We start from the raw sequence: 13,948 nt of genomic DNA, 5'->3' as shown, positions 1-13,948 counted from the left end.
TCATTTTTGTAATCTGCTTTATGGTAAACTACAACTTTTTCGAGGTCTTGCCCCGGAAAGTAGTCGAAAATGCACTTTTTACATAACGCATAAAAAGCTAGGTACTATATAATACAATAATCAGTCTCATAATATAGTTATAAATTTATTAAGGATGTGTTCTATGGAACCAACCACAATGACAGCTACCGCAATTGGTAGCCTACTTTTAGTGAAAATTGGTGAAGGAGCGGCAACAGAAGTTGGGAAACAGGTTTTTGAGAAATTTAAAAAGTTACTATCACCACTACTGCATGAGAAAGCTAAAAAGCTGCTATCGCTACTTCGCATCAAACTTCCAAACGCAGCAAAGGCTATAGAACAAGCCCCTGAACTTCCATTAGATATGAACACAATTGAAGTTGAACTGCAAACGGCTATCCAGAGCGATGACGAACTTGCCAATGCTGTTTGGGAAATAGATAAGGTCGTCAAGGAAGATCCAGAGCTTACTCAGGCAGTCACAGAACTAGTGGACGATATAAAGTCTCAACCTTCGGGCAAACAAAATTTTACAAATTTCATAGAAAAAGTAGTGAACTTGGTTCAAGGAACAGGCGCTAGCATAAACATCGATAAGCAAGATATACACTTTTAGGCAATATTTCAGTTCTTGCCAAGACAACAAAATTTAGTTGTGGACAGCAGTAAATCACTTCCGTCAAGGGATTTTGGCTTGGGTATTGGGAGACCATAGCGCAGAAACATTTAAACCTTTGTGGGAGGAAAGTTTGTTGTTGGCAGTGCTATTTTTACGTCACGGATGGATGGAAAGTTTACCCAAGTTTTATCGATCCAGGAGACCATATTGTCAGTAAAACATATATAACCAGAGTAGAAGGTGAGAATACACATTTACGTCATTATCTAGGACGACTGCATCGAAAAACATTATGCTATTCCAAATCAGTAGATATGCTTAAATATTCGATTCGATTGTTACTCTATTATTTAAAGTATAGAGAAATACCTGTGTTTAGCTGATTCATCCCGCATTTATGCAACGCCATAAATACTTGCTCAGTCTAGGTTTTGAGTAAGCTAACTGTCGAATTCTCTTTTCAAAATGGTATAACTTATTTTTCCTTTGATTTTGACTTCGATTTTGGCTGGGTACCCAGATACTTTTCAATTCGCTGTAACCTCGCATTTGCATTATGTGCATAAGTACAAAAACGTTCCCATAGACACATTCCACTAATACCGTCCGAGGGCTGGTTCTCCACCCAATCTTCAATCCGGGAATGGGGTTCGCTGCGATGGGGACGACTGTTGTAATGCAGTAAAAACTTCATCAACCAAGCGTTAGCCTCGGCTTCGGTCTCCGGTTCGTGCAAGTGGTAAAGGGTTTCGTGCATTTCTTTGACGGTGCGAAATGGTCGTTCCACCTTACCTTTGGAACGAGCCGTCACCCGTCGTCCATCTTTGCCATTGGGTAAATGGGTGCGGACATCAATCCCCAAATCTGCCATCACTTTTTGAAATACCAAGCTCTTGGCAATGGGACCGTTGTCCATATAGAGCATTTTGGGAATGCCTTCAAAGGGAAAGTCGGGTTCTGCCTTTTTCGACATGGCGGCAAACATAAATCGCAGTGCTGCTTCTACGTCTTCACCGTAAACGCCGTGGTATTCCTGGTATGCAAGGCCACTGCGGTCATCGACGACGCTGTAAAGCATTAGCAAGGGATGTCCCCGTCCCGGTTCTACCCAAGCTGGTGCTTTGACGTGTTTGAGGTCGCTGGGGCTGAGGTCAAAATGCCAGCATTGATTGCTGTATTCGGCTTGAAAGCGAACGGCAGGTGGCTGTCGCATTAGGGTATTCCGGTCGTAACCCCATTTTTTCAGGTAACGATTGACGGTGGTTGGTTTTAATAGTCCTATTGGGGCTGTGACATGACCATCATTCGTATTAATCCCGTCGGATTCCAAAAGGCGGATTGCTTGCACGGTAGATAGATGGCGACCTTTGCGGTTTGAGGTACGTATCTTAATGGCAGCAATTATTTCACAGTAGCGTTCCAGTCCGGCTTTGGGAATCACACGGGGGACATCGCGGTCGGCACGACGCACTGACGAAAGTTGCATGTCATCTCGTAACGCTCGATACACCGTATCTGACGAGACACCATACAGGTGAGCTATTTCTCCAACTAGCAGCCGACGTTCTTTACTGCGCGGTGGTAGTTGGTTGAGACGACGGCGTAGGTCTACTACCGTTTCTGATGGTATTTGTTTCTTGGGCATCCTATAATTTCGCCCCAACGGACGAGCGTGAATGGAGATGCTTGCGTTCCAACCAATCGTAGAGGGTAGAGGGGGAACAATCGACCAGTTTAGCGATTGAGCGCTTGCTAATACCTTTGTTTAGATAGCTGCGAATTTCTGCTTCACGAGTGTCTAGTTTTAAATGTGTCGATTGTCGTCCTTTGGGTCGTCCTAAAGTTTTCCCTTCGGCTTTGCGTTTGGCGAGGGCTTCGGTGGTTCTCAGTACAATTAATTCCCGCTCAATTTCTGCTGCCAAACCTAAAACCGTTGCTGTAATTCGGCTTTGCATCGAGCCATCAAGCACCATACCTTGTTTGGCGATATGGACGTTGATTCCTCGACGCACGCAGCACTCCAGCATTTCTAATACTTGTAGGGTGGAGCGTGCCATTCGACTGACTTCTGAGAAAATTATGATGTCTGTTGCGATCGCAGTTTCTGTTAGTAGTAGTCCTATGCCCCGCGACTCCCATTTCTCGCGCCCAGAAACAGTATCCTCTACAAACTGAATGGGACTCAAAGAATGTACGTTGGCATATTCTAAAATGCCATGTCGTTGGTTGTGTAGGTCTTGGTGGTCGGTGGATACTCTCAAATAAGCATAAATAACCATAGCCATATTGGCTGTCGGTTTAAACAGCTTTGGGGATTTAATCGAACGTATATAGTTCAAATTAAACCACGAATAGTGTACATATGTGTCCGGTTAAAAAGTTCGTATTTTCTGGACAGTTTGGGGACTCTTTTTCTAAAAACACCTGAATATAAGGGTTACAGCTTATTTGCAAATAATCTGGTTTGTTTGCAGTTAATGTGGTTTGGTTGCAAATAATGTGGTTTCATTTGCAGATAATGTGGTTTTGAGACCCCCCTTATTTGCAGTTAATGTGGTTTCAAAATCGCCTTGTTTGCAGTTTTATCTCCGGATGTTTGCAGTTCGCTACAGTTACCGTGACAAGGGCTTCATTGTGGTGACGATTTGATTTATTTGGTAAAGTTGTCTTTGACAGTAGCTAAATAGTACCAATGCCCGTGGAAGTTGAGATAGGTAAAATCCTTGCTCCAGATTTGATTGGGTCGAGTTAGGCTTGTGGTTTTGACGAGATTAGGCAGTTAGAGTACTCCAAGTAATAAAATGCCCATTGTCATTGCGTAGCTTGCTTCTCCGTTTCGGAGTATGAAGCGAAGCGGAATGAAGCAATCACGTAATCTCCGAGTTCTTGCGATTGCTTCGTCGTTCCTCCTCGCAATGACAAATTTTGGATCATTTATTTGTTGGAATAGGGGTGAAATAAGCAGTGGTGCAGAAAGTTACGTTAAGGAATTAATCACCAGGAAGAAAAACTGTACCAATTGAAGGTTCTGAAATTTAAGAGTCTGAAACCCTTGCTATACCGTACTCGTTTGATGTACCAAACAGAGTATAGGTTAATTGACACAAGTAGCCTGGTGCTGGACATAATGGTTGAGGTGCAAAAAAAGTGATTTGCAGAACGCTTGTCCTGTAAGACTTTCAGCCTTAGCGTAATTTTCTGTACCGTTGCTCATTTACCCCCGAATACTCTTAACAAAGTTAATAAATGTTGCAATCTAAGAGTTTCTGAAGTAACTCTGGTTCTGAGGACATTGCTTTACTAATACGGGTAATCATGTAAGATGCCGTATTTTTATTGACTTGAATTTTAGCAGCTAGTTCAAGAACAGTAATATTTTTTTGAGACTTGAGAACTAAGCTAATAGCGGTAAACCACTTAGATAAATCCACATGTGTCTTGTGAAACAAGGTATTCACAGTAACACTGTAAGAATTAAAACAGTCATTACAATGATATCTGTTTTCTTTCTTGATATTGGTGGAATTAGTAGAACCGCAATAGGGACATTTTGGCACCCCACCCCAACGAATTTTTTCTAAAAGTTCAAGGCATTGCTTTTGTCTTTTATTTTGTAGCATCAGTCACAACCTGAAATCCGGCTTACGCAATTGCGTGTAACACAGATGACAAGTTTTTGCTTGATAAGAACGAGCGTACAAGACAGAAAAGCCCAAGTAACATAGAACGCGCTCTGTTTATAAAATCCGTAAGTCTTATAAGCGAGTGTTGATGGGGACGCACTTCTGGGTGCTATATTTGCCACTTCGCCCAAGTAAGCATTGCTATTACTTTCTCGACCACGCAAAGCTCGAAAAGCTTGCCAAATAAAGCTTTCAGTAAAATTTATTTTTCTTCCTAGTCTGTGGAAGTGACTTTAATACACGTAAACCATAAAATCATTTTGAAAATAATTTTTGGAGCGCTAATTATTCCTTATCAACTTTTTTAAAATCATGCAAAAGCAAAAAGAAAGGCTTGTCTAATTACACAAATTCAGTTTTATATACTGAGTAGTTAAATAGTGCGGTGAACTATAATCATAAGCGATTAAAACGAAAATAAAGCTATTTTGAAACCACATTAATTGCAAGTTAAGGTGTCTCAAAATCAATAAAAAAAGTCGAAAATACTTTTTAAAAAATAGGCTTCACTGATTAGCAATTACAAATGTGAATTTATATATTTATTATTCACAGTTAAACATTTTAAGCATGATAAATCGCAGTTTGTAATGCTAGTAAATCTGCTTCTTTTAGTTTAGCTACGTTTTACTTTCATAGTCTAAAGTTTATTAAGGTTAAAGAAATGTCAGAATCTATTTATAATCTACAACAATTAGCTAGTCTCTATAGACATGCATCAGTAGTTAATAAACAGAGGGAATATACTAATAGACAAGAAGCTCAAAAATGTGCTGATTCGGCTATAGAAAATCCGCAATATGAAAATGATTGCCGGAATCAAGAGCAAGAATATCTTCGTATGGCAGCAACATGGGAACAAATAGCTGCAATACAACTAGAATATGCATTAATATGTGAGAATCCAGTTAATGAATATCAACATATTCTAAGTGATTTAGAAATTTTACTAAATAAAATAAGGCATTGTCGAGAGGTACAATGTTCTAATGAAGCATGTAGAGAAATATTAGAATTGATACAAACATATTGTTTAAAAGATTCTTTGTTGTATGATAATTATCCACAATACTGTGGCCATATAAATTAAGTGTTTATGAATAATAGCCATAAATATAGGGCTATTGTTCATCTGGTTTTTTCTCAGATTGTGACAGTTTTAATTTTTCCATCAAAATTCTGCCTTTTTCATCTACCCTACGTTGTTCATCGAGCGCATCTTGCTCCCGCTTATCTAGCTCTTGTTTTTTAGAAGGTGCAGAATCTAAAATTTGTTGAGCCTCATAATCTAATTTTTCAATATCAGCTTTAATGGCTACTGCTTGATTTCTTAAGTCTTGTGATTCAGATGTAGTATTTGATTCTCCACCTGATTCGGAAAGAATTTCTATCAAAGCATCCAATAAAACGAATAAATCTGACGAGTTACTTTTATCCTGAAGCGGTACGAAAATTCTATTTTTTATCTGCTGAATTTTTTCATTTCTATTTTTTGTATTTTGTTCTTGTTCTTCATATCCTGTATCAGGTTTCAAATTTTCCTCTGGATAAGCGGAGCGAACATTTTCATCATATTCTGCTTTTTTGTAAGAATTGTCTTTTGCTGTACGAAGTATACCCATATCTAATGGCTTATCCTTTCCACAATCCCGACCTGTTCTAGCACCGCCAAAATAAGCGTCCGAAATATCTACTCCAGTCAAATTGACACTTTGAATATTTGCTCTTCTAAGAAAAGCTGCTTTAAAATTAGTAAATTTACTTTTGATAGTTTTATCAGGTTCAAATTTATTTTTATATTTGCCTTTATATTCACCAAGTATAGCTCCGCATAAATCCGCTTTATTCAAAGTAGTATTACTAAAATTTGTACCTTCTAAATTAGCTTCACATAAATCTACTCCCGTCAAATCTGCACCCCAAAGATTAGCACCCCTTAAATCTGCACCCCTTAAATCAGCACCTTCTAAATTAGCTTCTCTTAAATCAGCACCTTCTAAAATAGCATTTCTTAAATCGGCTTTTTTAAAACTTGCTCTTTCTAAGTCAGCGCCACTTAAACTTATTCCTCTTAAATCTGCACCATCTGCATCAAGTCCTGTAATATCAGATTTTTCTTGATATAAATCCTCAATTGCTTGTTTTCTTGCGCCACTTGTTTCAGAACCTTTGGCACCATCAATTAGCTGCCAAGCTTGACGTTCTAATTGTTTCTTCCTATCAAAAGTATCCCAGAAAAATAAAATCGCTGCGGAAAGCACACCAATATTTTGAACTTGTCCTAATAACTTGGAATCGGACAAGAAGCAAATTAACCCAGATGCATCGAATTTATACTTACATTCATTGTTTTCTTCTTTGATTTTTTCATTTTGATTATATACTTCGATGAATTCACGTATTTGAGGATTTTTAGTCGTGATTTCAGTAAGTTTTTCATCTTTCTGCTGTTTTTCATCTTTCTGCTGTTTTTCCAACCAACCTATTCCGCCAACAATGAAAACGGTTATTAACAGCGTTACTATTATTTGAAACCAGCTTTTTCTAGTGCTAGGGGATGGGAAGTGCTTAGAACTCCTTTGTGATGTAGCCATCAATCCTTGCTCCCTGTCTAAAACTATACTTATATCAAATCAAATAAGAGCTTACCACAAATACGCAGTAAAATTTATTGAATAAAATTGTTATATTAAACTAAAAGTCAATACTATTTTTATGAAATTTAATGAATATAAAATTAAGTTATTTAAAATTTAGTTGACAAGCAAGCACTAATAGTAATTCATCAATAAGCTTCAACCGCACAATGAAGCTGCGAGGCAGAGGCTCTCAGAATGCCTGTTTTATAAGGTTTTAGTAAAACCAAGTGGCTATTGCTTAACTTATTTTCTTACTAGTATATTTTTACTGTTTTTTTGTGTAACAATTATTGTTTTCTGCTTGACTTGATACTTAGATTTGTGAGAAGGTTTGTTGTTTTGGTGAAAATAAGTTGTTTAGCGGCAACAAGCTGAATTTCAAAAAACAATTCCTTGTTGTCCCCGAACCGACCAATCGCACTCAATCACAAAACTCATTTCTCCTTTGATTTCGATTTTGGCTGAGTACCCAGATGCTTTTCAATTCGCTGTAACTTCACGTTTGCATTATTAACCTGCATATATGTATCCCGAACTTGCTTACCCACAATTTCCAGGGACGTGACGGGTTGGTAGTCTGCATTCATCCTCATCACCACAGCTACGGGTACGGCAATAAATGCCAATATCATTGCCACCACCCAGATAAATTGCCAATCCAACCTACAAATCCAAGTCAAAACCGCGAAGCTTGCGCGACGACAGTCGTTCGCTCCCCTTTCCCAAATTCTTGCCAATATCCCTGGAGGGTTTATTCTCCGGTGTTTCTTCTGGGTTAACTGTTCCAACATCCCCATCATCCTTCTCTGGTTCTGGGCTAAATCCAACATCTCTCTCCCCATCGAAGTCAAATTCCGGCTCTCTATCTCCAGGGCTATTTCTCGCTTCAATTCGGCTATTTGCGATCGCGATAATTCCACCGTCAATGTTTGCGAATGGGAGAGGGTTTGGTTCAAGTTCGTCAATAATTTTTTCAGCGTCGGTATCTCCTGTGCGACGTACCTCAAACTCGGTGAGATTTCGCTCAAGGTTGTCAATTGCTGCAACTGTTGCTGCGAGGTTAAATCTAAGGCGTTCAAGGCTATCCCAAGCCTGTTGCAACTTTGAGCCAGGTTGTCGTGAGCTTCGCTTTGGTCTGCTGAATAAGCCAGTTGTTCTGCTGTTAGTTCCGTCCACTCGGATAGTTCTCCCTGGAGTTTTTTGAATAATTGTTTCCATTCGTTGGGTGCGGTTTCGGTGAGTTGGGATAAATAGCCGATATACTGCACCAATCGAAATGCTGGGTCATCTTCCTTCATCTCGGAGTCGAGGGCAAACCTCAGCACTTTGGCTTGAAACTCCGGTGGTTTGTTTTCCAGGAGCTTATCGAGATGGGATGGTTGCGGTTTATCCTGTCTTGAGTTTTTGTTATTGGTTGTTGGCATAGATAGGATGTCAGATAGAGGAATATTTGAACTTGCCCGCTCGAACTGGTATACAAGTAAAAAACCGGATGGAGTTAAAAAACGCGAAATAAAGCTACCCGATTTTTATTGCCTTCTCCCGTAAATAAAGGTTTTGACGCTTACTACTGAGTAATTTAAAAAATCAAACTTTCTCCCACTCCCCCACTCCTGCTCTCAAATATCCAATCCCAGCATCCATGCGGCTGTTTCCAATTGAGTTTCGGCTTTATCAACCCAGTCAAATATGCGCGATCGATTACTTACAGTTAAACCATCATGTTCTAAAGCTTCGCGGAAGGTTAAATCTTTGGAGTCGATAAAGTCGAAAAGGTTATCGTACAAATCGGGTAGTAGCAGTTCTATCCCACGAAGTTCGTTTAATAAAACTTGCCGTACTTTGGAATCGTTGTACCTGATAAATTTTTTATCTTCACCCCAGTAAAGATTTTTAGCCACCACATAATCCACGCGATCGCTACAAAAATCTACTAACCGTTTTAACTGGATGACGCTATCTTTGACTCTCCCTAACACAGATACCATTGTGATGCGATACCCCATAATTTCTGCATTTTTGAAAAGATGAATATCGGATGCTACTGATTCAAAATATTCGGCAGCACCCGCAGGTAAATCCACCAGGGAAACTTTGGGGGAAAAACGCTCTAAATCATCTTGTAGGGAATCTGCACCACCGCGTTGATTTAATTTTAAGGTTTGAACTCCAGGGGAAAGTTTGCTGTAATGTCGGTAAAGTTGGGGGTTGGATTGGTCGCATTCGTAGGCGATGCAGTCGATGTTTCTATGGCGGTAGATATCTAAAAGAAGTCTCGCCATCACGCTTTTACCCGTGCCTCCCTTATCCCCTGTTACTAATACTAATCTTCCATTATATTTTTGTGTTGTTTTGGTTTGTTGGGAAGATTCTTGTGGGGTATTTGGTCTGTTATTCTGTTTATTATTCGTTTGTTTATTATTCGTTTGTTTATTAGTGGTTTGTTTATTAGTGGTTTGTTTGTCGTTTGCTTGCGTATCGGTATTTGGCTTTGCTTTTACAACCATTGATAAATTCTCCTTTATTGCTGGGGGTTTACAAATTTTTGTCCGTTAAGAGGGTTTTACAGGGAGCATTCGGTTTTGGCAGATAGCCTTTTTTAGACAACCTATATAGTGGGGTTTCTGGCACTAGATAATTATGTTTCTTCCATTCATTGGATGCACCCGTTTTACAATTTATTGCCCAGAGCGAATGTTCTAAAAAGAAAGTGCAATTTATGACTCATTAATAATGCCGTACAAATTTCTTCTCATTTACGGTTTCTATAAGCTCTCTCATTTACTATTTATAGAACTTCTCCCGTTACAACACTTCCGGTAGCTATGGGGTACACAGTCAAAGCTGAAAACTCTGACTTGGAAAGGGGCAAGGAGAAAAACTGCATTGTGTAATAGCCGGAAGTGCTGTAATTATTTTGGCAATTTATTCTATTAATTATTCCTGTAACTTCTCCTATTAGTTATTTATACAAACTCTCTCCCTTTTATTGGCTATGCTCTCTCCCTTGTCTATCGATTTATTTTACAAATCCTCGTCATCTATTAATTGAGGCTGGAAGGCGAAGGAATTAGTATTGTTATCACGAGTATTATTTTGATTTTTATTTGACTTTGTGCTTAAAGTTTTCCTATTCGATTCGACGGGAGATGATTTTTGATTGTTTTCTGTAGCCGTTGGTGAGGTAGACGCGACAGATATTTCTCGTACTTCTAAGCTTTTATTAATTTCAGAACTTTCTGATATTTCTGAGCTTTGGAGAGTATCTACCTCAGCCGAATTTGTATCCGAATTTATATCGCAATTTTTATCTATATTTTTCTCCATCCCATCACCATTAGATGATTTTGTTTTTTTACGAGTTTTCTTGCGGATATCGTTCAACAGATATTTAATTCGTTCTCCATTAATATTGATATCCAACCCAGCTAATGTGGTTGACACTTCTTCGTAGGTGTAGCCCAGTCGCAACACCCGTTCGATTTGTCGGCGCATCTTTCTGATAGCATCTCGCGCCGATACGTCATCTAATTCCTTTGCACCCAAAGCCCTCAGCGCATCTAACGCCTCTGGTATTTTGGATTTAGAAATTCTATCCGACATCACCTAAAATACTCCCGGTCAAGATTATTCAATCTCCTTTTTTTGTTCTAACTTAATTAAGTATTTTTGTACTGTCTTGCAATATATTGTTACTTTATTTTTGAATCAATAGAAAAATTTATAACTATAGACGTAGTATTTTTTTTCTGATGAGTAAAACTGAAGTCTCGTAGATCGAGATTAAATGGGATTGAGATTTTTTCAAAAAATATGGCTAAAATATTTGAAAACATCCCACGAATCAAAAAATCATAAAATCAACAATCAACATCCTCAAAAAGATAAAAATCTCCAATGTTTTTCACCCTCAATAGTTATCCTAGTTCTCCCTCGCGTTTTGGGTATTCTCATTTCTCTGGTTCTCCCACAGTCCCGGTTTTTCTGGGCTTTCTCGTTCTCCCGGTGTCTTGGTGGGAAGCCAGCCATGCCCTAAAACTTACGTTTTACCATCGCTTACGCTCGGTACGGGCAGGCTGGCTCAAGGGGGATACCCCCTTAAGAAACCCCCAATGAAAACACAGTTGAGACACGTTGTTTAGATGTAAATCGAGACAGGTACCAAATGGTGTATTGTGTACTGCTCCTATGGATTAATTTAGATAGGTATCGAGGCAGAAATCGAGCGTTAAGCTTTGCACATCGCAAAATCCAAATATTCACAACACATAGACAAACGCACTTTGATTTTTGGTTTAGCTATGTCAAGTCCAATAGTTCGCACCAAAATAATGCAAATTCGAGTGTCCGAGGTGGAATTTGAAATGATTCATTCGCGAGCCTCCCAAGCGGGATTGTCATGCTCGGAATTATTTCGACGCAATGCCCTACTACGTCCTTTGCCCAAACGAACGACAAAAATAGCCGTCCAAACTTACGTCGAACTGGGAAAAATTGGGAATAACATCAACCAATTAACCAAGGCTGCTAATACTGCGATCGCATTAGGGCAAAAACCGCGAGAGTTGGCTGCTGAGTTCAAATTTTCCCGGCAGTTAAACCCGAATGTGGAACGGGCTGTTTATCATGTTTCCCTTTCCCTGGCTCCAGGAGAATATTTATCGGACGAGGAGTGGAACGAAATTAGCGATCGCTATCTTCGGGAGATGAATTTTCATAACAATCAATATGTGGTTTACCGTCACGGTGATAAAGAAAACGACCATATTCATATTGTGGCTAGTCGGATTTCTTTGGATGATGGCAGGTGCGTACACGATGGTTGGGACTACAAACGCAGCGAGGCAATTGTTCGGCAGTTGGAACGGGACTATAATTTGGAGTCGGTTAGGGGGAGTCACGAGAAATTAGAGCGCACCGCAACCACGGGACAACACCGCAGAATCGAGCGGGAACAAGGGGAGTACGATTTGGGGTTGAGGGATAATCCCCCGGAACTGCCAGTTAAGATGCAGTTGCAGGAAATTATCGATGGGCTTTGCCCGGTCTGCGACCATCGCGTCACGGCTTTAAAGGAGGATGGTTCCACAGATAACTATCTGACGATGCCAAGGTTAATCGAACGATTGCAGGGGGAAGGGGTGGAGGTTCGTCACGGGTTTACCCGTAATGGCAAGTCGAAGGGAATTAGTTATAGCTTTTTGGGACAGGCTTTTAGTGGTTCCCATTTGGGGGCAGCGTATACTTTTCCCGGTTTGCAAAAACACAAGGGTGTGAGTTACCAAGCACAAAGGGATGATATGGCGATTAAACAATTGCTGTTGAATCCGGTAAATTATGGTGTTGCAACTGGGTTTGAGCAGAGTGATGGGTTGACTCACGACGGAATTACTGGTAGTACCGATAAAGAGGACACTATTGACGTTACTGATGCTTACGCGAATTATTGTGTTGCCGATGCTAATACTTTAGATGGGGAGAAGGACGGAGCAGTCGAACAAAACGAGCAGTGGCAAGTTATATATCAACAAATTTGTTTAAAAGTTACACCATTTGTAAACGATGACGAACGGGATTATATAATTGTCAAACGGTTGTTGCAATTGGAAAGACCGTTGTCAGAAATTAGAGAAATTATCAATGCCAGTCCAATTGAGTATACGCTTTCAACTGTTAAAGAGTTGATGGTAAGGGCAAATTTGGAGTTACTTTCTGAGCATCAAAAACAAAGAAGTCAACACAAAAAGCAAAGCAAGCTTGAACTGTGATCGCAATTGGTAGAAGCTGGTATCAATTATTGAGCCAGTTTTTCAATTAGAGATAAAAGTATCGGTTCACGACCGGATTGTCGAGACGCATAAGGCATCTGTGCAGGAGCTATTTCTCTCAGCAAATTGATTTCAGATTTAAACCAATTCTTCACAAAAGTTACAACATCTATGTCAGTTTCCTGAAAATTATCTTCTAGATAAGGGCATCCATCAAGCAGTAGTATAATATCTTCCAAATCAGGGCTGCTATAGGGGTTGGTTCTTCCTCTACTGTTAAATGCTTCAATCTTTGATGCCAGAAGATAAGATACTGTAAAAATCAAAATAGATTGTCCGCTTGGAAGCTTGTGTGATATTGCTTTATTAATTCCTGGTAAATACCAACAATTTGAAAAGCCGAGTATTTCTTCATTTGTCGGCATAATATCTATTATTAAGTCTTCATAACACCACCGACAGATTACAGAACTTTTCGTGTCCTCATTAAGCCCAATTTTACGTAATTTATCTGAAAGTTTATAGTATTCAGCACGAGAAGTAATTTCAACCACACAATCAACATCTTTTGTTGTGCGGACATCTTCAACAGAAGCATCGTCAAGATAAAGCGATATTGTCGCACCACCTACAAATACTAAGTGTTCGTCCAAGGCTGACAACAATTTGCCAGCCCTTTCTAACATTTCTATTTGTTGATTCATTACATTGCCAGTCTTTTTTCAAGTTCTTGACAAGCAATTTGTTGTTCACGGGCACGCCCCGCTCTGACTGCATCAACCAAACTAAGCATTTGATACAGTTCTGGGTCATTCTTAGCAGCTTCGGGAACAGATTTATATAGAGGATTAATCGTTTGCCCTCTAGTATTCCCATTAGGAGAAGCCCATACATAAGTATTGCTGGGGTCACTAATAACCAAATCTTTTAAAGGTTCTGAAGAATGCGCTGTGGGCATACCTCTACCTATAGCTCCTGGTTGAGCAGGAAATACATATTTAATACCGTGAATTAAAAATTCCAGCACAGCAGCATTTCTAATTTTTTTTAAGTAAGAATCATACAAACCACTAACCTGACATCTCTTTAAAGCAGCATGTACCTCAGATGCACTGATACAAAGGCTATCAGCCAGCTTATTGTAAGTCCATTCTGAACTACGCAAATTGTGTAATTTAAGTAAAACAACAATATCTTGAGGCTTTAACATATTATTTT

General features: G+C 39.4%; 11 protein-coding genes and 2 pseudogenes. 4 read left to right on the top strand and 9 right to left on the bottom strand.

Translation table 11 applies throughout. The features are described 5' to 3' along the window. Positions 1-163: 163 nt before the first annotated feature. Positions 164-637, top strand: a complete 474-nt coding sequence (locus tag CAL6303_RS28050; protein ID WP_015173987.1) for a hypothetical protein — start codon at positions 164-166, stop codon at positions 635-637. A gap of 37 nt (positions 638-674) precedes the next feature. After that, a pseudogene (locus tag CAL6303_RS29595) lies at positions 675-1,023 on the top strand (IS1 family transposase); the annotation flags it as partial. 158 nt (positions 1,024-1,181) lie between these two features. Here CAL6303_RS29595 and CAL6303_RS28045 read toward each other — a convergent pair. The 3 genes and pseudogenes from CAL6303_RS28045 to CAL6303_RS28035 all read right to left on the bottom strand — a co-directional run. Further along, positions 1,182-2,270: pseudogene (locus CAL6303_RS28045) on the bottom strand (IS481 family transposase); the annotation flags it as partial. Positions 2,271-2,286: 16 nt separating this feature from the next. Then, positions 2,287-2,919: a recombinase family protein gene (locus tag CAL6303_RS28040; protein WP_041741272.1), complete on the bottom strand. Its 633-nt coding sequence runs from the start codon at positions 2,917-2,919 to the stop codon at positions 2,287-2,289. A 960-nt stretch (positions 2,920-3,879) separates the two neighbouring features. Further along, a complete protein-coding gene (locus CAL6303_RS28035; RefSeq protein WP_015173984.1) occupies positions 3,880-4,260 on the bottom strand; it encodes a transposase in 381 nt (126 codons plus the stop codon). Between the two features lie 727 nt (positions 4,261-4,987). On the opposite strand from CAL6303_RS28035, the gene CAL6303_RS28030 reads away from it, so the two are divergent. After that, positions 4,988-5,413: a hypothetical protein gene (locus CAL6303_RS28030; protein ID WP_015173983.1), complete on the top strand. Its 426-nt coding sequence runs from the start codon at positions 4,988-4,990 to the stop codon at positions 5,411-5,413. A gap of 31 nt (positions 5,414-5,444) precedes the next feature. Here CAL6303_RS28030 and CAL6303_RS28775 read toward each other — a convergent pair whose 3' ends face one another. The 4 genes from CAL6303_RS28775 to CAL6303_RS28010 form a co-directional block, all read right to left on the bottom strand. Next, entirely contained in the window at positions 5,445-6,917 is a 1,473-nt protein-coding gene (locus CAL6303_RS28775; RefSeq protein ID WP_015173982.1) for a pentapeptide repeat-containing protein, read from the bottom strand. Between the two features lie 479 nt (positions 6,918-7,396). Continuing rightward, a complete protein-coding gene (locus CAL6303_RS28020) occupies positions 7,397-8,386 on the bottom strand; it encodes a DUF6753 family protein (RefSeq protein WP_015173981.1) in 990 nt (329 codons plus the stop codon). A gap of 195 nt (positions 8,387-8,581) precedes the next feature. Continuing rightward, complete coding sequence (locus tag CAL6303_RS28015) at positions 8,582-9,469, bottom strand: ATP-binding protein (RefSeq protein ID WP_015173980.1); 888 nt, start codon at positions 9,467-9,469, stop codon at positions 8,582-8,584. Positions 9,470-9,986: 517 nt separating this feature from the next. Next, complete coding sequence (locus CAL6303_RS28010) at positions 9,987-10,565, bottom strand: hypothetical protein (protein ID WP_015173979.1); 579 nt, start codon at positions 10,563-10,565, stop codon at positions 9,987-9,989. A 698-nt stretch (positions 10,566-11,263) separates the two neighbouring features. Here CAL6303_RS28010 and CAL6303_RS28770 point away from each other — a divergent pair. Beyond that, entirely contained in the window at positions 11,264-12,730 is a 1,467-nt protein-coding gene (locus tag CAL6303_RS28770) for a relaxase/mobilization nuclease domain-containing protein (RefSeq protein WP_015173977.1), read from the top strand. 26 nt (positions 12,731-12,756) lie between these two features. On the opposite strand, the gene CAL6303_RS28000 is transcribed toward CAL6303_RS28770, so the two are convergent. Together CAL6303_RS28000 and CAL6303_RS27995 are read right to left on the bottom strand one after the other, a co-directional pair. Continuing rightward, positions 12,757-13,434, bottom strand: a complete 678-nt coding sequence (locus CAL6303_RS28000; protein ID WP_015173976.1) for a nucleotidyl transferase AbiEii/AbiGii toxin family protein — start codon at positions 13,432-13,434, stop codon at positions 12,757-12,759. Beyond that, positions 13,434-13,940 carry a hypothetical protein gene (locus tag CAL6303_RS27995; protein WP_041741241.1) on the bottom strand — a complete coding sequence of 169 codons (507 nt, stop codon included), beginning with the start codon at positions 13,938-13,940 and terminating at the stop codon, positions 13,434-13,436. Before CAL6303_RS27995 ends, CAL6303_RS28000 begins: the two co-directional genes overlap by 1 nt. Between the last annotated feature and the right edge of the window lie 8 nt (positions 13,941-13,948).

Origin of the sequence: Calothrix sp. PCC 6303 (assembly GCF_000317435.1) — a bacterium.
Lineage (GTDB): Bacteria > Cyanobacteriota > Cyanobacteriia > Cyanobacteriales > Nostocaceae > PCC-6303.
The sequence above is the reverse complement of the archived record's forward strand: the minus strand, read 5'-3'. Positions and strand labels throughout refer to the sequence as shown.